Source organism: Mesorhizobium sp. (genome assembly GCF_017306585.1).
Lineage (GTDB): Bacteria > Pseudomonadota > Alphaproteobacteria > Rhizobiales > Rhizobiaceae > Mesorhizobium.
The window spans coordinates 23,166-42,587 of sequence record NZ_JAFKIC010000107.1 but is presented as its reverse complement, the minus strand read 5'-3'; the positions used below and the strand labels follow the sequence as shown (position 1 = coordinate 42,587).

General features: G+C 64.3%; 19 protein-coding genes. 2 read left to right on the top strand and 17 right to left on the bottom strand.

Features of this window, described 5'->3' with window-relative positions; genetic code table 11:
* Window positions 1–43: 43 nt before the first annotated feature.
* From J0I79_RS04470 to J0I79_RS04460, 3 genes are all read right to left on the bottom strand, one after another.
* Window positions 44–1,063 carry a substrate-binding domain-containing protein gene (locus J0I79_RS04470; protein ID WP_292855402.1) on the bottom strand — a complete coding sequence of 340 codons (1,020 nt, stop codon included), beginning with the start codon at window positions 1,061–1,063 and terminating at the stop codon, window positions 44–46.
* A 329-nt stretch (window positions 1,064–1,392) separates the two neighbouring features.
* Window positions 1,393–2,718: an aspartate aminotransferase family protein gene (locus tag J0I79_RS04465; RefSeq protein WP_292855401.1), complete on the bottom strand. Its 1,326-nt coding sequence runs from the start codon at window positions 2,716–2,718 to the stop codon at window positions 1,393–1,395.
* Window positions 2,715–3,605: a MurR/RpiR family transcriptional regulator gene (locus J0I79_RS04460; protein ID WP_292855400.1), complete on the bottom strand. Its 891-nt coding sequence runs from the start codon at window positions 3,603–3,605 to the stop codon at window positions 2,715–2,717. Before J0I79_RS04460 ends, J0I79_RS04465 begins: the two co-directional genes overlap by 4 nt.
* 81 nt (window positions 3,606–3,686) lie before the next feature.
* On the opposite strand from J0I79_RS04460, the gene J0I79_RS04455 reads away from it, so the two are divergent.
* The gene (locus J0I79_RS04455; protein WP_292855399.1) at window positions 3,687–4,511 is read left to right on the top strand and encodes a 3-keto-5-aminohexanoate cleavage protein; all 825 of its coding nucleotides are present in this window, start codon (window positions 3,687–3,689) and stop codon (window positions 4,509–4,511) included.
* 162 nt (window positions 4,512–4,673) lie between these two features.
* Here J0I79_RS04455 and J0I79_RS04450 read toward each other — a convergent pair whose 3' ends face one another.
* From J0I79_RS04450 to J0I79_RS04420, 7 genes are all read right to left on the bottom strand, one after another.
* Window positions 4,674–5,420, bottom strand: a complete 747-nt coding sequence (locus J0I79_RS04450) for an SDR family NAD(P)-dependent oxidoreductase (RefSeq protein ID WP_292855398.1) — start codon at window positions 5,418–5,420, stop codon at window positions 4,674–4,676.
* Window positions 5,421–5,458: 38 nt separating this feature from the next.
* Entirely contained in the window at window positions 5,459–6,637 is a 1,179-nt protein-coding gene (ppaT, locus tag J0I79_RS04445) for a pyridoxamine--pyruvate transaminase (protein WP_292855397.1), read from the bottom strand.
* Between the two features lie 24 nt (window positions 6,638–6,661).
* Window positions 6,662–7,468, bottom strand: a complete 807-nt coding sequence (locus J0I79_RS04440) for a 4-pyridoxolactonase (protein WP_292855396.1) — start codon at window positions 7,466–7,468, stop codon at window positions 6,662–6,664.
* Between the two features lie 47 nt (window positions 7,469–7,515).
* Window positions 7,516–8,451, bottom strand: a complete 936-nt coding sequence (locus tag J0I79_RS04435) for an ABC transporter permease (protein WP_292855395.1) — start codon at window positions 8,449–8,451, stop codon at window positions 7,516–7,518.
* Window positions 8,452–8,454: 3 nt separating this feature from the next.
* Complete coding sequence (locus J0I79_RS04430) at window positions 8,455–9,552, bottom strand: ABC transporter permease (RefSeq protein WP_292855394.1); 1,098 nt, start codon at window positions 9,550–9,552, stop codon at window positions 8,455–8,457.
* Window positions 9,549–11,117, bottom strand: coding sequence for an ABC transporter ATP-binding protein (locus J0I79_RS04425; RefSeq protein ID WP_292855393.1), 1,569 nt, complete (start codon window positions 11,115–11,117; stop codon window positions 9,549–9,551). The genes J0I79_RS04430 and J0I79_RS04425 overlap by 4 nt, the downstream gene beginning before the upstream one ends.
* Before the next feature lie 77 nt (window positions 11,118–11,194).
* Window positions 11,195–12,223: a BMP family protein gene (locus J0I79_RS04420; protein ID WP_366013750.1), complete on the bottom strand. Its 1,029-nt coding sequence runs from the start codon at window positions 12,221–12,223 to the stop codon at window positions 11,195–11,197.
* 100 nt (window positions 12,224–12,323) lie between these two features.
* Between J0I79_RS04420 and J0I79_RS04415 the strand changes: the two genes are divergently transcribed.
* A complete protein-coding gene (locus J0I79_RS04415; protein WP_292855392.1) occupies window positions 12,324–12,749 on the top strand; it encodes a hypothetical protein in 426 nt (141 codons plus the stop codon).
* A gap of 37 nt (window positions 12,750–12,786) precedes the next feature.
* Here J0I79_RS04415 and J0I79_RS04410 read toward each other — a convergent pair whose 3' ends face one another.
* The 7 genes from J0I79_RS04410 to J0I79_RS04380 all read right to left on the bottom strand — a co-directional run bounded on the left by J0I79_RS04410 (window position 12,787) and on the right by J0I79_RS04380 (window position 19,413).
* On the bottom strand, window positions 12,787–13,797 hold the full coding sequence (locus J0I79_RS04410; protein WP_292855391.1) for an ABC transporter substrate-binding protein: 1,011 nt from the start codon (window positions 13,795–13,797) through the stop codon (window positions 12,787–12,789).
* A gap of 36 nt (window positions 13,798–13,833) precedes the next feature.
* On the bottom strand, window positions 13,834–14,649 hold the full coding sequence (locus tag J0I79_RS04405; RefSeq protein ID WP_292855390.1) for an ABC transporter permease: 816 nt from the start codon (window positions 14,647–14,649) through the stop codon (window positions 13,834–13,836).
* On the bottom strand, window positions 14,646–15,479 hold the full coding sequence (locus J0I79_RS04400; protein WP_292855389.1) for an ABC transporter ATP-binding protein: 834 nt from the start codon (window positions 15,477–15,479) through the stop codon (window positions 14,646–14,648). Before J0I79_RS04400 ends, J0I79_RS04405 begins: the two co-directional genes overlap by 4 nt.
* Window positions 15,480–15,481: 2 nt before the next feature.
* Complete coding sequence (gene fhmpcd1, locus J0I79_RS04395; RefSeq protein WP_292855388.1) at window positions 15,482–16,411, bottom strand: 5-formyl-3-hydroxy-2-methylpyridine 4-carboxylate 5-dehydrogenase; 930 nt, start codon at window positions 16,409–16,411, stop codon at window positions 15,482–15,484.
* Window positions 16,411–18,048 (bottom strand): choline dehydrogenase, encoded by a 1,638-nt coding sequence (locus J0I79_RS04390; protein WP_292855387.1) that lies wholly within the window; start codon window positions 18,046–18,048, stop codon window positions 16,411–16,413. Before J0I79_RS04390 ends, fhmpcd1 begins: the two co-directional genes overlap by 1 nt.
* A 114-nt stretch (window positions 18,049–18,162) precedes the next feature.
* Window positions 18,163–18,885 carry a class II aldolase/adducin family protein gene (locus J0I79_RS04385; RefSeq protein WP_292855386.1) on the bottom strand — a complete coding sequence of 241 codons (723 nt, stop codon included), beginning with the start codon at window positions 18,883–18,885 and terminating at the stop codon, window positions 18,163–18,165.
* 69 nt (window positions 18,886–18,954) lie between these two features.
* Window positions 18,955–19,413 (bottom strand): YbhB/YbcL family Raf kinase inhibitor-like protein, encoded by a 459-nt coding sequence (locus J0I79_RS04380; RefSeq protein ID WP_292855385.1) that lies wholly within the window; start codon window positions 19,411–19,413, stop codon window positions 18,955–18,957.
* Window positions 19,414–19,422 lie beyond the last annotated feature (9 nt).

Below are 19,422 nucleotides of genomic sequence, written 5' to 3'. Positions count from 1 at the left end.
AGGCCCACGCCATGAGGAGGCGCGGGCCAGAGAGGTTGCGGTCTTAGCTCGGGTCGCGACCTTCCATGTACTTGTTCAGGTCGAACGAGTCGGCGTTCTCCTTGGTGATGACCGCAAAGCCGTTGTCGGCAAAGGGGATCGCCATCGGATTGTACCCCGAGGTCTTGTAGTCGTTGAACGGATCGATCAGGTCCGGATGCGCCGCCATGAAGGTTGCGACGAAGCCGAGATAGCCCTGCATGCCCTGGTTCGGGCTGAGCGCCATGTGGATGTTGCCGGCCTTGATCTGCTCGAGCGTCGCTGGCGTGATGTCGGCATGCATGATCAGCACCTTGGCCTTGGCTTCCAGAACCGCGGCCACCGCGCCTTCAGCCGAGCCGGCTTCCGGAATCCACAGCGCCTTGAGGTTGGGATTTGCCTGCAGCATCGAGGCGACCGCCTTGTTGGCGACCGTGGCATCCTGGTTCGAGGCCTGACGGCCGACCAGTTTCATCTTCGGGTAGTTCTTGGCGAGATAGTCGATCAACGCGGTGACGCGAAGATCGTGGTTGCTCTGGCCGGGGTTCTCGAGAACCGCGTATTCGGCGCTGTCGCCGACCTGCTTGACGATCTCCTCGGCGGCGAACTTGGCTTCCGCCAGATTGTCGGAGGTGATGTAGGAGACGCGCTTCGACTTCGGCGAGTCGGCGGCGAAGGTCACGACGGTGGTGCCGTTGGCGATCGCCGCGTTGATGGGCTCGATGAAGGGGTCGGCCTGCATCGGATGCAGCAGCACGCCGGCCGGCTTCTTGATCAGATCCTGTTCGAACGATGCGATCTGCTTGGTGATGTCATAGTCCGGGGTTCCGGAAAAAACCGTCTTGCAGCCCATGGCCTGGGCGGCCTGCTTGAAGCCCTGGTAGACCGGAACCCAATAAGGATGCGCCGAAACCATGACGTTCATGACGTAGGTCTCGCCTTCCTTGCACTGGAATTTGCTCTGGGCCGATGCGATGCCCGTGGACATGAGCGCAACAGCCATCGTGGCCGCGCTCAGCGCGCCGGCCAGTTTTACCCTTTTCATGTTTTCCTCCGCTTGAAGCCCAAGGTGATGGAGCCCATCACCTGCATGGTGCAAGAAATTTCACTACATGAAATCCCTCGCGATCCTGCATAGGCGGCTTGAGAGTGCCCGTCAAGGCTTTTGGTAGAAAAATCAGTACATGAAATTTCGTGCAGGCCTACGAGCGCGGCAGGCGCCGCAAGATCCGGCAACACGAACTGGAGAAAGGGCTACGATGTAGCGGCGGCCCGCTACGAAAATCCACCCAGACTGTTGAAATCATACCGAAGACGCGACCCCATGGCAGCGTCTTGTCCCCGAAATCTTCAATGATTTCAGCCGTTAGCCCACTACCCGCGCAAAGCCTGATCGATGGCTTCACCCAGCCGCTCGACAATAGCGTCGACGGCCGCGACGTCGCAGATGAAGGGCGGCGCCAGCAGTACGTGGTCGCCATTGGCGCCGTCGACCGTGCCCCCCATGGGATAGACGAGAAGCCCGTTGGCCATCGCGGCCTTCTTGATGCGCGCGTGCAGCTTCCGCTTCGGATCGAAAGGCTGCTTCGTCGAACGGTCCTCCACCAGCTCGACGCCCATGAACAGGCCGCGCCCTCTGATATCGCCGATGTTGGGATGGTTGCCGAAACGCTCGCCAAGCCGGCGCGCCAGATGCGCGCCCATGGCTTTCACATTGTCCATGAGCCTGTCGCGAGCGATGACTTCCTGGACGGCGAGCGCCGCGGCACAAGCCATGGGATGGCAGATATAGGTATGGCCGTGCTGGAAGAGGCCCGAGCCTTTGGCGAAGGCGTCGAATATCTTTCGGCTAAGCAAGACCGCTCCGATCGGCTGATAGCCACCGCCCAGCCCCTTGGCGATCGTCATCAGGTCGGGAGCGACGCCGTCCTGCTCGCAGGCATGCAACGTTCCGGTGCGGCCCATGCCGCACATCACCTCGTCGAGGATCAGGAGCACGCCATGGCGGTCGCAGATATCGCGGATGCGGCGCAAATAGTCCGCTACCGGCGGCACCGCGCCGGCCGTCGCGCCGACGACCGTCTCGGCAACGAAGGCCATCACCGTCTGCGGCCCGAGTTCGAGGATCTTGTCCTCGAGCGCTTGCGCCGCCCGGGTGGCATAGGCCTCGTCCGTCTCGCCGGCTTCCTGGAAGCGATAGGCGAAGCAGGGATCGATGTGGTGCGTCTCGATGAGCAGCGGCCGGAACTGCGCGCGGCGCCATTCATTGCCGCCGGTCGCAAGGGCGCCGAGCGTATTGCCATGATAGCTCTGCCGGCGTGCGATGATGTTGCGGCGCTGCGGCTGACCGATCTCGACGAAATACTGCCGCGCCATCTTCAGCGCCGCCTCGACCGCTTCCGAGCCGCCGGAGACGAAATAGGCATGGCTGAGGCCGGCCGGCGCGTCGGCCACGAGCCGGTCGGCCAACGCTTCGGCAACGTCGCTGGTGAAGAAGGAGGTGTGGGCATAGGCCAATGTGTCAGCCTGCCGGTGAATGGCGGCGATGACATCGGGATGGCCGTGGCCGAGACAGGAAACGGCGGCGCCGCCGGAGGCGTCGATATAGGCGCGCCCATCGCTGTCGAAGAGCTCGATGCCCTTGCCGCAGCTGGCGACCGGAAGCGCGGTGTTGATCTGGCGATGCAGGATATGGGTCATGATGTTCTCCGGCCGCGCGGCGGCAAGATGTGGATGTCGAGTTGCGACAGTTGCTCCTCGGTGCGGCGGATGGCGGCCAGCGCCTTGTCTCCACCCTTGCCGGCGATCAGCGCCGCGAGGATTTCGCCGACCACGAAGGCCGGCGTCATGGTGTGGAAGAAGGATGGGCTGTCCGTCGCAACCAGCACCGACAGAGCTGCAAGGCCAGCGAGCGGCGAGACCGCGCTGTCGGTAAGCGCGATCACCGGCACGCCACCACTCGCGGCACGCCGGGCCAGCTCGACGGTAAGCCTGGTGTAGGGAGCGACGCTGGCCACGAACAGCATGTCTTGCGACGTCGCGAGCCGGATCGCGTCCGTGCCCGCCCCGGACGCTCCATCCAGCATGACCGTCTTCTCGCCGAGGAAGGACAGGACGTAGCCGAAATGCGCGACGACTGGGTGGCTGGAGCGCAGTCCGAGGCAGAATATCCGGCGCGCGGCATAGAGCCGCTCGGCCGCCGCGACAAGCGTGTCGAGCCGTTCGGGTTCGCCCAGCCGGGCGACCTGCTCGGCCAGCGACCTCACCATCTCGCCCGCCAGGGCGCGGTCGCCGACCTCGCTTTGCCGCGCGAGCTGCGCGCCCGCCTTGCCGGCAAAGCCGAGCTCGCCCTGCCGCATGGCATTCGCATAGAGCGAGCGAAGCGGCTCGTAGCCGTCGAAACCCAGCCGCTTGGCCAGCCGCACCATCGTCCAGGGCTGCAGGCCGGCGCGGCGCGCCTGCTCGCGCATGGACAGCAATGCGACGTCCTCTGGATTGTCGATGAGATAGCGGGCGGCGTCCTGCAACTGCGAAGGCAAACTGTCGAAAACCTCGACGATGGCATCGGTGAGCGGTGCGCGGATCATGCCGACAACGATAGACGCGAATGCATGACTATGCAATATATGTTGCAATACTTCCTAATTTTGCAACAATTGGAGCAACCGATGCCGGACCAGAATCGCGTTGCGATCGCCGTGGCACCAAACGGCGGCCGGCGCATGAAAGCCGATCATCCAGCCTTGCCGACCACTCCGGACGAGTTGGCGCTGGTGGCGGCCGCCTCGCTCGAGGCCGGCGCCGCCATGATCCATGTCCATGTCCGCGACGACGACGGGCGCCACCTTCTCGACGCCGAAGCCTACCAAGCCGCGACCGCGGCGATCAGGACAAGCGTCGGTGACAGGCTCGTCCTCCAGATCACCAGCGAGGCGCTGGGCATCTACCGGCCGGAACAGCAGATGCAGGTGGTGCTGGAAGCGCGGCCCGAAGCGGTTTCGCTAGCCTTGCGCGAGCTCTTGCCCGACCAGACCCATGAAGCGGGCTTCGCCTCCTTCCTCGAAACATTGCGCAGGGAAAAGATCACGCCGCAGATCATCCTCTATACGCCCGAGGAAGCGACCTATCTGGCGGCGCTCGCGGGCCGCGGCCTGATCCCTTTCGACAATCCGGCGGTTCTCTATGTGCTCGGCCGCTATACGGTCGGGCAGAAGTCCGCTCCAGCCGACCTGCTGCCGTTCCTGGCGCCTGGCCGTCCATCATTCGGCCATTGGATGGTTTGCGCCTTCGGCGGCCAGGAAACGGCCTGTGTTGCCACCGCCGCCTTGCTCGGCGGGCACGCCCGCGTCGGATTCGAGAACAATCTTTTCCTGCCGGACGGAACGCAGGCTTCTGGCAACCAGGATTTGGTCGCCGCCGCAAGACAGGCCTTTGAAGCCTGCGGCCTTGCTGTAGCGGATGCCGATGCATTGCGTGGCCAATGGGCCGTCTGACGCCTCCCTGACCGGCTTCGCCACACCATCCATCGGGTGCGCCCGCACCGGTTCGCCGCCGTCGGCCGTGCGGGCGCGAGCGAGCGTCAGCCTCACGCCACCGCGACAAAGACCTTGTCGCGGCGCCAGTGCATTTCACCGTTTCCGTGAAACGGTGAAATGCTAATGCCGGACCATGCCCGCGTCGACGTTGAGCGTCTGGCCCGTTATCCAGCGCGCGTCGTCGGAAGCAAGGAACGCCACGACGTCGGCGATATGCTCGGGCTGCCCCTTGCCCTTCATGGCCTGCAGCATCTCGACAAAGCCGAACGCCTCGTTGTGCGGGCTTGCCTTGACGCCGTCGCTCTCGATCAGGCCCGGCGTCACCGCATTGGCGGTGATGTTGTACTTGCCGAGTTCCGTGGCGAGCGCGCGGGTGAAGCCGATGACGCCGCCCTTCGCCGCGACATAGGCCGCCATGTTCGGCGTGCCAGCGAAGAAAGTGTTCGAGGCGATGCTGACGACGCGCCCGGCCTTCCCGGCGGCCCGCATCTGGTCGGTCGCCGCGCGGGTGACGATGAAGGTGCCGGTGAGGTTGACGTCGATGATCTTGCGCCAATGGTCGAGGTCGACCTCGTCCCAGGCGACGAAAGGCACGATGCTGGCGTTGTTGACGAGGATGTCGACGCCGCCGGTCAGCTTCTGGATCTCGCCGAACAGCGCCTTGACCGATGCCGGATCGGAAATATCGGCCGCGATGGCCTTCGCCTTGCCGCCGATCGAGGCCGCGGCCGCCTTGGCGCCCTCGGCGTTGATGTCGCTGACGATGACGGTCGCGCCGTCGGCCGCCAGCCGTGCCGCGATCGCCTTGCCGATGCCTTGTGCCGCGCCGGTCACCAGCGCCGCCTTTCCCGCAAGCCGTTCAGTCATGAAATATCTCCCTCAATATGTGATCCGATGATGTCTGTTCATGCGTCGGCGTCGATGACGGCCAGCGCCGCGTCGATGCCCTTGCCGACCGCGAGTTTCTGGCCGGCCGCGTTCATGGCGCCGCCAAGCGCCGTCAGCGCCGCGATCGCGTAGATCGGCTGCGCGGTCGGCCCCATGTGGCCGATTCGCGTCAGCTTGCCCAAGGTCTCGCCACGGCCGGAAGAGAACACCACCCCGTAGCGGGCGCGGGCAGCGGCCCGAAGCGCCTTCTCGTCGACGCCGTCGGGCGTACGAACCGCCGTCGTGCTCGGCGAGGCGATCTTGTCGCTGGCGGCCCAGATCGACAGGCCCATGGCGACGACCCCGGTCCGCATGGCCTTGGCCGTCAGCGCATGGCGCGCCCAGACCGCTTCCGGCCCTTCGTTGAGATAAAGGTCCAGCGCCACGTCGAGGCCGTTCACCTCCGCCACCGACGGCGTGAAAGGGAACGGCCTTTCGCGGGACCAGGCATTCTCCCAGTCGACGATGCTCAGCATCGAGGCGCGCGGCGCCGCCTTGTTGGCCTTCATCTTGGCCCAGGCGCGCTCACTCACGCCCATGATCGTCAGCGCCGGCGGCGCGCCCAGGCACTTGCCGGGGCCGGTCACGTAGATATCGGCCTTGCAGTCTTCCGGATGCGTCTTCATGCCGCCGAAGGAGGAAACCGCGTCGACGATCAGATAGCCGCCATGCGCCGAGACCAGCGCGCCGATTTCATCGATCGGGTTGATGGTGCCCGACGGCGTGTCGTGATGGCAGACCGAGACGATGGTGATCTCGGGATGCGCCTTCAGCATGGCCGCGACCGCTTGCGGGTCGATCGCCTCGTTATAGGGCACTTCGATTTCGAGCAGATGCGGTGAATAGCGCTTTGCCCAGTAGCCGAAACCCTTGCCGTAGACGCCAGATGCAAGGTTCAGCACCACGTCGTCCGGCGTGATCAGCGATGCCGCCGCCGCCTCCAGGCCAAGCACGGGTTCGCCGTGCAGGATGAGCGGCTTGTTGGAGAGCCGCATCGCCTTCTGCGCCTTGTCGACGACCTTCTCGTAGAACAGCTGGAAGGCCGGATCGTAGTCGTAGAGCACGGTACGGCTGAGGCCCCGCAGCACCTCGGCATAGGCGTTTACCGGGCCCGCCGTCAGCGTGAGCACCGGATCGGCATGATCGGAATAGCGCATGGTCTTGGTCTCCGGATTAAAGGCTCAGCCGTAGAACTGGGTGCCGGTCTTGTAGGTTTTGAAGTTGTCCATGTCGTGCGAGTACATCAGCTCGGCGCCATGATCCTCGGCCAGCTTCTTCACCTTGCGCATCGAATTGACGCCCGCGACCGGGTCGATATGGAAGGCCGCCTGGCACAGCGTTTCCAGGCTTTTCTGCGTGTAAGCTGCGTCGATGGTGAACATGATCGGCTTGCGCTTCGGAAACTCGACCAGCAGGCTGTAATGACCGATCGAGTGCCCGGGCGTCGAGATCAGCTTGACCCCCTTGGCGAGATCGACGTCGCCCTCGATGCCTTCGAAGGTCGAGTTGGCGCGGGTCGTTCCCTCCAGAAGCTGGGCCGTGGCGCCGCGCGCTTCCGCGGCCTCGGCCGAGAAGCTGAGGTCGGAGTAGCCGAGATGCTCGAAGGGCTCCGGATTGCAGGCCTGCGGCACTTCGGAACGATGGCAGATCTTCTTGGCATGCGGGAAGTATTTGTTGCCGCCGCAATGGTCGAAATGGAAGTGCGAGTTGACGACGACGTCGATGTCCCTCGGCTCCAGTCCGAGCAGGCCGAGCGCGCCGGGGATGGTCTGGTGCTTTTCCTGGATGGGCTTCTCGAAGGGCAGCACCTTCATCACGTGGTCATAGTCGTAGCCGGTGTCGATGAGGAACCGGCCCTCGGCATGTTCGATCAGGATCGAATAGACCGGAAAGCGCACTTCGCCGCCGGGCCCGCGATTCCAGAACACGTGATAGCCGTCGAGGACGAGCGAGCCGCCGTCGAGCAGATAGACCTTGGTATCCGTCATTGTTGCCTCCTGTTTTGGCGCGGGTCCCATCCGCGCGTTCGTTGTCGTCAGCGCGCGCCGCGCTCGTATGGAATGCCGAGTGCCGCGGGCAGACTGGCGCGCCTGCCGAACAGCACAAGCATGATCATCACCGCCAGGAACGGCAGCATCTGGATGACGTCGGTCGGGATATTGATGCCCGCTACCTGCATGGCCGTCGTCAGCGACAGGCAGACGCCGAACAGCAGCGCGCCGAACAGCACCCAGACCGGACGGCCGCGCGCCAGCATGGCGAGCACGATGCCGAGGAAACCGGCGCCGTTGGTGATGAAGGGAATGAACAGCCCCGCGCCGACATTGGCGAGATAGGCGCCGCCCAGCCCGGCCAGCGCGCCGGTCGACAGTACGGCGATGGTGCGGGTCCTGACCACGTCTATACCGGCGACATCGAGCGCTGCCGGCTTGTCGCCGGCGGCCTGGAGATTGAGGCCGAGCTGCGTGCGCCGGTAGAGATAGCTCATGCCGAACACCAGGGCGACCGCGAGATAGACGATCAGGTGATGCTTGAAGAAGGCGGGGCCGATGACGGGGATGTCCGACAGCAGCGGAATGACGGTCGCGTCCGCCGCCGGCAGGCGGGGATAGCTGCGCGAAAACTGGAAGTGATGCAGCAGCGCCGTCAGCCCTTCGAGGCCGAGCGTCAGCGCGATGCCGATGACGATCTGGTTCAGGCCGATGCGCACGCAAAGCAGCGCCATGATCAGCGCCACGGCGACGCCGCCGGCGGCGCCGGTGAGGAATCCCAGCCACAGCGACCCCGAATAGAAGGCGCCGACGAAGCCGAGATAGGCGCCGGCCAGCATCATGCCCTCGATGCCGATGTTGAGCACGCCGGCCTTCTCCGACATCTGCTCGCCAAGCCCAGCAAGCAAAAGCGGAATGGCGGCTGTGACAGCACCGAACAGAAGCGCGCTGAGAAAGACTTCGCTGAAGAGCCCGGTCATGCCCTAAGCCTTTCTCGACTGGTTGAAGCGGTGATCGACATATTCGGCGAGAGCGAGCACGATCAGCACGATCGAGACCAGCACCAGCGTGAAGTGATTGGGCACGCCAAGCCGCCGGGCAGCACTTTCGCCGCCGATCGACAGCACCGAGAGCAGGAAGACGAAGCCGATGGCGGCAAAGCCGTTCATGCGCGCCAGGAACACCGCGGGGATGACCGCCAGCCCGTAGGCCGGGTTCCAGTCGGCGCGGACATTGCCCTGCACGCCAATGATGTCGACCGCGCCCGCAAGACCCGCGAGGCCCGCCGAGATGGCAAAGACGGCGATGGTCAGGCCGGGCACGCCGAGACCCGCATGAACCGCCGCGCGCGGATTGGCGCCGACGATCCGCAATTTCAGTCCGAATGCCGTGCGCGTCATCACCAGATGCACGATGATGATCGTGGCGAGGCCGAGCACGAGGCCGCTGGTGATGGTCGTGTCGAAGAGCCGTGGCAGCCTGTCTTCAACGGGTAGCGTGCGGGTCTGCGGCACGGTTGTGCTGGGGTCGCGGAACGCCAGCTTGACCAGCACATTGGCGAAGGACGTGCCGAGGAACGTCATCATCAGAGTGGTGATGATCTCGTTGACACCCTGATAGGCGCGCAGCAGCGCCGGCACCAGCGACCAGACCATGGCCACCACCATGGCGATCAGGAACGAACAGATCAGGGCCAGCCAGGCGGGCATGATCTCGACGAAGACAGGAGCGCTGGCTGCGGCGGTGACCGCGCCGAGCAGGAACTGGCCGTCGCCGCCCAGATTCCACATGCCGGCGCGGAAGGCCACGATCAGGCCGGCGGCGAGAAACAAGAGCGGCGCCATGCGCGTCAGCGTCTGCTGGATACCGAGCGGCGAGAACAGCCCCTTCTCCAGCACATAGCCGTAATAGGCGAGCGGATCGACGCCGACGGCAAGCAGGATGCAGCCGGCAATGACGAGCGCGGCAAGGATCGGCCCGATCGTCATCAGCAGCCGGTGCAATATGTCGCGGCGGGTGGCGGCGCCGCTCGTGGCATCGAGTGCGGTGGCGCTTGCGCTGGGTGCGGTGTCGATGCTCATGCGGCAAGTCCGATCATCAGGCGGCCGACCTTGGTGCGGGCGTCGTCGGCATTGGCGACGGTGCCGACCAGCGCGCCATTGGCGATGACGGCGATGCGGTCGCACATGCTGAGCAGTTCCTCGAGGTCTGTGGAGATCAGCAGCACGGCCAGTCCGCGCGCCGCCGTGTCGCGGATGCGCTGGCGCGAGGCCAGCGTGTTGGCGAGGTCGAGCCCGTAGGTCGGCTTGTTGAAGATCACCACCTTGGCCCCTTCGGCCAATTCGCGCGCCAGGAGCACCTTCTGGATGTTGCCGCCAGAGAGCCGTGCGACCGGCGTCTTCAGGCTCGGCGTGCGCACATCGTATTCGCGAACCAGTTCGGCCGCGCGCCGATCGATCTCGGCGCGCTGCTCGACGCCGCCGCGCCAGAAGGGTGCCGCGCCGACCTGCTTGAGGAAGAAGTTGATGGAGACCGGGAAGGTTCCGACCGTGCCCTCGCCGAGCCGGTCGTCGGTCAGGTAGCGCAGTCCGCGCTGGCGGCGTTCGCCGACGCTCAAACCCTCGATGGGCGCGCCTTCGAGCCGCACCGATCCACTGGTCGCCGTGCGTTGACCGGCAAGCGCCTCCGCCAGCTGTTTCTGGCCGTTGCCGTCGATGCCGGCGATGCCCAGTATCTCGCCCGGGCGGATATCGAAGGAGATCGACGACAGCCCCGGCGCGTTGTCGGTCGCGGCGACCGCGAGGTCGGCGACCTGCAGCAGCGGCGCGGCTTGCGCTTGGACCGTGCGGATGGGGCGTTCGGCAGCCTCGGGATCGTCCTTCTGCTTGCCGAACATCAGTTCGACGATTTCGGAGATGATTTCCTGTTCGCCGAGCGCGCGAAAACGCTCCGGCGGGATTTCGCCCACCTTGCGGCCGAGCTTCAGCACCGAGATCCGGTCGCCGAAGGCCGCCGCTTCCTTGAGTTTGTGAGTGATGAAGACGATAGCCAGCCCCTTCTCGACGAGCCGGCGCATCAGCGCGCCAAGTTCCTCGATGCCCTTCGGCGTCAGCATGGACGTGGATTCGTCGAGGATCAGCAGCCGGCTGTTGCGCACCATGGCGCGCACGATCTCGACCTGCTGCTGTTCGCCGAGCGAAAGCTCCGACACCTTGGCATGCAGCTTCACGGTGATGCCGAGGCTGCTTGTGATCTCGGCCACCCTCGCCTCGAGTTCCTCGGTCCTGGGGCGTTGCCACCAGGAACCGCCGAGCAGCAGGTTCTCCGCCACGGTCAGCGTCGGCACCAGCATCATGTGCTGGAACACCGTGCCGATGCCGAGCGCCAGCGCATGGCGCGGCGATGTGATCGGCGTCGGCCTGCCGTCGACCAGTATCCGTCCCTCGTCCGGCTGCTGAAGGCCCGACAGCATGCCGATCAGGGTCGACTTTCCGGCGCCGTTCTCGCCGAGCAGCACATGCACCTCGCCGGGGCGGATCGACAGGTTGATGCTGTCGTTGGCGACGATGCCCGGAAAACGTTTGGTCACGCCTTCGAGCGCGACGATGTCGCGCTTCTCGACGGACGATGAAGATTGACTGCTCATGAAAGCCCAGCACTGAAAAACAGGAGATATCCGGAGGGGCGAACCGATCACCCCTCCGGAGCAGACTGTTGGTCGCCTTACTGCGCGACGCTCGTCATCAGCGCCCTGACCGCGGCGGCGTCATAAACCGGATCGACCTTGATCTTGCCGGAAATGACGTCCTCGCGCACCGCCTGGATTTCGGACCAGACCTTGTCCGGGATCGCGGCCGTCTTCAGGAGCTTCACGGAATCGTCCTTGAGACCGATCGCGTAGTGCTTGGTGCCGAACGTATCGGCCTTGATGTCGGCGATCATCGCCGCGTAGACCGGCTCGATGTTCCACACCACCGACGACAACAGGAAGCCCTTGTCGATCGGCGACTTGTCGCCGATGACGTCGATGAAATAGACCTTGCCGCCATCCGTTGCCTTGGTCGTTTCCACCGCCTGCAGCATGCCGAAGCTGGAGCCGTTGCCCTGGCCGAAGATGATGTCGGCGCCGGATGCGATCACGCTTTCGGTGACGCGCTTGCCGCCGGCCGCGTCGCTATAGGCGGCCGGTCCGATCACCGCGTAGGTGATCTTGACGTCCGGATTCTCCGCCTTGACGCCCTGCGCGAACGCCGCCGACTGCGAGTTCCACGACGGAGGCTCGCCGGAGACGACGATGCCGACCGACTTCGAGCGCGACATCTTGGCGGCGAGACGGCCGGCGAGATAGGCGCCCTGATGGCCGCTCAGCGTGTAGTCGGCGACGAGGCCCTTCTCCAGGCCGTTCGGCGTGTCCACGATCGCCACCGGAACCTTCAGTTCCTTGGCGATTTCAGGCGCCGAGGTGTTGTAGCCGCTGGCGTGGGCGATGAGCAGGCTGGCGCCGTCGGAGGCGAGCTCGCGCAAGGTCGGACGGACGTCGCCATAGCCGAGGCCCTGGGCCACGACCACTTCGACGCCGGCGGCCTTGCCGGCAGCCTTGGCGGCGTCGATGCCCTGCTGGTTCCAGCCGTAATCCGTGCCTTCTTCCGGCGTCAGGATGGCGATAGACTTGACTTCTCCAGCAAGCGCGCTGCCAAGAAGAACACTGCTCAATATAAATGCACTTACGCTGCTTTTAAGAATCTTTAGCATGTTACCCTCTTCGTTTGATTTACACATCAATATTCTTGTTGTTATTGCGCGGAAGCGAGATAGACTGCCTGAGAAAATTACCCCTTGGAGATCAGGCAAAGTGAAGATCCGTTATGTCCTCCCCGTTACGTTGGCGCTGACGTCCTTCGCCAACGCGGTCGAGTTGCACCATGTCATCGTCCGCACCGGCACCGACGGCCTCGACATGGTGCCGCTGACGATCTCGAATGCGGGCAAGGAAGGCGTTTCCTGCAACGCCGATTTCGCGCACTGGTATTCAGCCGGCGTCGCGACGGTCGAGCCGGGCAAGAGCGCCCGCCTCGAACTCTGGTTCGATCCCAAGACGGGCACCTTCACCATCCTCAACGACAAGCGCGAGAACCTGCCGATCGAACGGCTGTGGTGCGGCTTCTCGGGCCGTGCATATGCCACCCGGTCGCAGATCACGCTCGAGCGGGCCGACGCGGCCAAGGGCGCGCGCACCGTGTCCTGCGATGACGAGCAGGACAGGCTGGCGTGCCGGTAGGCGCCCATCGATCCGTCGGCCAGCGGCATGGCGCGTCCTACTCCTTCGCCAGGAACTTGTCGGTGAACACGTCGTCCGCCCGCAGGGCCGCTTTCAGCACGCCCTGATCGGTGAGCGTCTTCAGCGTTTCCTCCCACTGCGTCTTGGTCATCCAGCCGAGGCCATGTTCCTTGGTGTCGTCGCTGGTGAAGGTCGAGGCGATGTCGGCGTTGATCTGCGCCAAAAGCACATCCTTCTTGTCGGCATAGCCTGGAGCCGCCTTGGCAGTGATTTCGGCGGCCTCTTCCGGATGGGCCACGACATAGTCGAAGGCTTCGCGATAGGCCTTGACGAAGCGCGCGACGACCTCGGGCTTGTCCTTGATCATCTTCTCCGAGGTGAACAGGCCGGAGCCGTAAGCCTTCCAGCCGTGATCCGCGCCCATCATGATGCTGAGCGAGCCCGGACCGCCGGCCTTGGCCTCCAGTTCGGGAACCTCGGCGTCGACATAGCCGACCACGGTCTGCACGCGGCCGAGCAGCAGGTAGCTTTCATAGGGCGGCGAGACGCTGTTCAGCGTCATGTCCTTTTCCGTCAGGCCGTTGGCCGCCAGGAAACCCTTGAAGAAGATGTAGGTCGAGCCCGCCGGATGAATGCCGATGGTGAGCCCCTTGAGATCTGCCGGCGAGCCAAGCTTCACCGTCTTGGCCAGAGAGATGATTGCCAGTGGCGAATGCTGGTTGACGGCGGCCAGCGCCACGACGGGAACACTCTGCGAGCGGGCGACGGCGAGCGTCGGAAGATCGCCGAAACCGAAATCGGCGTTCTCGTTGCCGACCAGACGCATGGCGTCCGGCGAGCCCGAGCCCTTGCGGATCTCGGCGACGTCGATGTCGTTCTTGGCGAAGAAGCCCTTTTCCTTGCCGACGAAGAACATCGCGTGGTTGCCGCGCACCACCCAGTCGAGCTGGACGTTGACCTTGTCGGCCGCAAACGCCGCGCTGGAGAAGCCGAGTGTCCCGACACAGGCCGCAAGCGCGGCTGCCTTGATGAGTGAGCGTCTCAGCATTGTTCGATCCTTCCTGAAGTTGGCTGTCCTAGGGGCCTAGGCGTGGCTGAATTTCGGTGCCCACGGCACCACGATGCGTTCGAGAATTTCGGCTGCGTAGTAGAAGGCGATGCCCAGCACCGAGACGAGCAGCAGGGCCGCGAAGACCAGCGCGGTATCGAGCTGGGTCGAGGCGAACTGGATGACGTAGCCCAACCCGTCCGAAGCACCGGCGAATTCGCCGACGATGGCGCCGATGACGCTGAGCGTGGCGGCGATCTTGGTTCCGGCCATCAGGTTCGGTAGCGAATGCGGAACGCGGATTCTGAACAGAATCTGCGTCTGGCTGGCGCCGACCGAATTCATCAGCGACAGCAGCGAGCGGTCGACCGACTGCATGCCAGCCAGCATCGACAGCGTCACCGGGAAGAAGGCAATCACCAGGATCAGGCCGATCTTGGGCGCGAGCCCATAGCCGAACCAGAGGATGAAGATCGGCGCCAGTGCCACCTTGGGCACGTTCTGGAACAGCACCACCAGCGGATAGAGCGCCCTCCCCAGCCAGTCGAAGCGCACGATGACCAGCGCGATAGCTATGCCGACCACGACGGAGACGAGGAAGCCGAACAGGATTTCTCCCGCCGTCACCAATGTCGCCTGCATCAGCGTCGCCCAGTTCGCGGCCAGCGACTTTGCAATCTCGGATGGAGCGGGAATGATGAAAGCCGAAATGGCGAAGACCCGCACAACGATTTCCCACACCGCAATCGTCGCGAGCAGCAGGATGACCGCCGGCAGCCAGCTGCCCGTCGCCGCGCTCCAGCTGGAGGCAAAACGCGATTCGGAAAGATTGGTCACGGATTGATCGCTCATGACGCGCCTCCCGGTTGATGGCTGGCGCGCAGCATGGTGCGCAATTGAACCACCAGCCTGACGAATTCCGGATCTTCCGTCACCGAGAGATCACGCGGATAGGGCAGTCCAATGTCGAGGCTTTCGGTGATACGCCCCGGCTTGATGCCCAGCACATGGACATGGCGGGAGAGATGGATGGCCTCGTCGATGGAATGGGTGACGAGCACGATGGTCTTGCCGGTGCGCTGCCAGATCTCCAGCAGTGACTGTCCCATGGAATCGCGGGTAATGGCGTCGAGCGCGCCGAACGGCTCGTCCATCAGCAGCACCGCCGGATCGAGCGCGAGCGCCCGCGCGATGGCGACGCGCTGGCGCATGCCGCCGGACAATTCATGGGGACGCTTATGGGCGCTGTCACCCAGCCCCACCAGTTCCAGCATCTCCTGGCCGCGTTCTTTCAACTGCGCGCGCGACAGCGACTTGTCGGCGATGCCGAGCAGCATCGAGGCATTGTCCACCGCATTCTTCCAGGGCAGCAGATTCGCCTCCTGGAAAACGAGGCCGATCATGCGCTTGCGCGCCGCATCGACCGGCGAAAGCCCGGCGATCGAAACGCTGCCGCTCGTCGGCTCCACCAGCCCCGCCAGAACCTTGAGCAAGGTGCTCTTGCCGCAGCCGGACGGGCCGATGAGCGAGACGAAGGACCCCTTCGGTATCGCAAGATCGATATTCTGCAGCACCAACTGCCTGGCCATGACGACCGAAACGCCCTTGGCGGCGATCAGGTCGTCATCGTGGCGGATGTGGGTCGACCGGCCGCCTGCTGCTCGAATGGGTTCAATGCGCATGGCTAGTCCCGGCCCTCCAGGATGCGCCGCACCGCGACGAGCTTGCGCGCCCGCTCGCCCTGCAGCGCCTTGATCTTCTCGGGCGTGTAGGAAAACATCCCCTCGCCCGACTTGATGCCGAACTTCGAGGCGTTGGTCTTTTCCAGCACCATGGCCGCGACATCGTCGCGATTGGAGAGATCGGCGTTGAGGAAGGACGAGACCGACTTGTAGATATCGAGGCCAGCCATATCGAGCAGCGCCATCGGCCCGATCACGGCGATCTTGTAGCCGATGCCCCAGGACACGCATGTGTCGAGGTCCTCAGGCTCGATGACGCCGCGCTCGACGAGGTCGACCGCCTCGCGCAGCAGCGCGTAGAGCACGCGGTTTTCGACGAAGCCGGGGACATCCTTCTTCACCACGACAGGGAGCAGGCCGATCGAGCGGATCAGGTCGCGGATGACAGTCACGATCTCAGGCGCGGTCTTCTCGCCTGCGATCACCTCGATCATCGGGATGATGTGCGGCGGGTTCGACCAGTGCATGCCCACCATCCGCTCCGGATGCGAGATATGCGCCTGCAGCTTGGTGATCGGGATGCCTGACGTGTCCGAAGCAACGATGGTCTCCGGCCCGATCAGGCCGTCGATGGTGCGATAGACATCGGCCTTGATCGAGATGTTCTCGGGAACGTTCTCGATGACAAGGTCGGCGCCCGACACAGCGTCGGCGATGTCGTCGGTGAAGCGGACCGTTCCAGCGCCGGATGCCGGCGGCGTTATGCCGAGGGAATCGAGGACGCCTTCCGCAACGCCAAGCATGGTGCCCGCGCGTTCGATCGCCGCAGGCGCAACGTCGTAGGCGACGACCTGCAGGCCACCCCTGGCGAGCCGGGCGGCCATGCCCGGCCCCATCGTGCCCAGACCGATGATGGCGATACGTCTGATCATCACGCTGCCCTGCTTTCCATTGCCATGTTTGATGCCGCGATGAGGTCGGCGGCTTTTTCGGCAATCATGATCACCGCCGCGTTGATGTTTCCGCAGACCAGGTCGGGCATCACGGAGGCGTCCACCACCCTCAGGCCGGCGACGCCGCGAACGCGCAATTGCGGATCGACGACCGAGGCCTCGTCGGCTCCCATGCGGCACGTCCCGGCCGGATGGTGCACGGTGATGGAGGTCTTGCGGATATGCTCGTCGATCTCGTCGTCGCTCTGGCACTTCGGTCCGGGAAAGAACTCCGCCTGGATGAAGGGCTGCATGGAAGGCTGCGAGGCGAGGTTTCTCGCCACCCGGAATCCGGCCCGCAGCGATTCCCAGTCCTTGGGCGAGGCAAGGAAATTCTGGTGAATCAGCGGCGCCGCTGCGGGATCGGCCGAGGCCAGTTTCACCGCGCCCCGGCTCTCGGGCTGCGTCGCCACGATCCGCGTCGCGAAGCCGTCCGGGAACGGCGCCTTGAACGGCTTGAAATAGGGCCACGCGGCAAGAGGCGCCGCCGTGAACAGCAATTGCACATCCGGCAATGGCCGCTCCGGTCCGCTCTTCAGGAAGGCGACGACGCCACCAGGCACGTCGGCCGAGAACCCATGACCCGTCAGATAGGTTTTGGCGAAATCCAGACCGATCCTGTCGGCACGCATATTGCGCAGGAACGGACCGCCCGGCGCCCGGCGCCGGTACATGAGAATGACCGAGACATGGTCCTGCAGGTTCTTGCCGACCGCGGGCAGGTTCACCCGCGTCTGGATGCCCTGCGCGGCAAGCTCATCCTGCGCGCCTATCCCCGACAGCATCATCAGTTGCGGCGTGTTGATCACACCGCCGGAAAGCAGCACTTCCCTGCGGGCAACGACCGTGCGCTCGCTTCCCTGATGGCTGATGGTAACGCCTGTCGCCCGAGCGCCTTCGAGCACGATCTTGGTCGCGCTGGCTTCCGTCAGCACCGTCAGGTTGGGGCGCTTCAGCACCGGCCGCAGATAGGCGGTCGCGGTCGAACAGCGCCGGCCTTTCGAGATCGTCATCTGCAGGCGGCCGAACCCTTCCTGCCGCTCGCCATTGTAATCGCTCGTCTGTTCGTAGCCCGCCTGCACGCTGGCCTGCGCGAAGGCGTCGATCAGCGTGTCCTTGTAGCGGCAGAACTGCGTGGTTAGCGGGCCGGAGCCGCCGCGAAATTTGCTCTCGCCGCCTTCCCAGCTTTCCTGCTTGCGGAAATAGGGCAGTACTTTCTCATACGACCAGTCGCTGAGGCCCGAGGCCGCCCAGCGATCGTAATCGCCGCGATTGCCGCGCACATAGGCCATGGCGTTGGTCGACGACGAGCCACCGATGACCTTGCCCCGTGCGCACTCGACCTTGCGCCCGCCGACATTGTCTTCCGGCTCGCAGAAATACATCCAGTCATGGCGCCGCTCGGTCAGGATCTTTCCCCATCCGAGCGGAATGTGGATCATCGGATCGCGGTCCCAGCCGCCGGCCTCCAGCAACAGCACCGAGCATTTGGGATCGGCGCTCAGCCGGTTGGCCAGCACGCAACCGGCCGATCCGGCCCCAACGATGATGTAGTCGTAGCTTTCAGCGTGCGGCATTGTCTGTTTCACTGCCTTGGTCCGGCTCATATGCGCCAGGGAACTGTTGAAACCGGGCCTGGATCATCAGGGCATGCGCTCGGATGATCCAGCTATTCCTGAGGCCCGCCGGCGCTAGACCAGGCCAGCCTCTCTCAGACGCTGCGACCAGTGATTCCATCCACGGTCGATCTGGGCGCCGACGAGTTTTCCCGCCGTCTTGATCTCGCCCGGCGACAGATATTTGACCTTGCCGATCTGCAGGCCGGCCGTGAGCGCCTTCGCTTCCTGCTCGAGATAGAAGGCGCGGAAGACGACCTCGCGCACGGAGTTGCCGACATTGACGACGCCATGCCGCGCCATCAGGACCACGGTCTGTTTGCCGAGACTTTCGGCGATATCCGCGCAGACGTCGTGGCTGCCGCCGAAGAGATCGGTCGCGTCGCCATGCTTGTCGCGGATTTCGTAGACCGGGACGGACTCGCCGATGAACGCGCCCATATGGGTGACCGGCCGAAGCGGCGTATCAACGAAGCAGTAGGGCAGCACGGCCGGAGAGTGGGTGTGGAGCACGCACTGGACGTCGGGCCGCGCCTTGTAGATCTCGCTGTGGATATAGCGCTCGAGATAGGATGGCCGGTTGTCCGAGGTCTCGCCATCCAGGTTGAAGCGTTGGATGTCTTCGACGGTGATCAGGCTCGGAGCGAGCTTCTGCGCCAGGAAGAAGCTTTCGGGATCCTCGGGGTCACGGACGCTGATGTGCCCGAACGTATCCATGATGCCTTCGTTCAGAAGGATCTTGGTGGCGGTAACCAGCTCTCCGAAGAGCTTCTGGCGCGCGGGGTTGCTGTCTGTCATTTCCAATTCTCCCATTGCGGCGGTGGCGGCCATTCTTGTTATTGTTATCGGCCGCCGACGCCGCGGATTTCACTTGTTCTCGTAGAGCCCGACGATCCGGTTCTGCTCGATGATGTTATCGGCGTATTTTGCCAGGAACTCCTCCCGGGTGGGCGTCCCTTCGACCTTGGTGTCGAGGGCGTAGACCCAGAAATAGTAGTGATGCTCACCGTGGCCAGCCGGCGGCTGGGGACCGTAATACTGCTTGTGGCCGGCGCCGTTGGGACCGACGCGGAACTTTTCCTGCGCGTCCGAAAGGTCGGTGGTCGAGGGATCGATGCCGTAGACGACCCAGTGTGTGAAACCATTGGCGAGCGGCGCGTCCGGATCATGGCAGATGACCGCCAGTTCCGTCGTCCCCGCCGGAACGCCACTGACTTTGAGCCGGGGCAGCACGTTGCCCTTGTCGCCCGCGTGCTCGTCGCGCAGTTTTCCGAGCGGCTGGAAATCAACCGATGTTATCTTGAGGTCCTTGATATTCAGGGGCATTGAATTCGT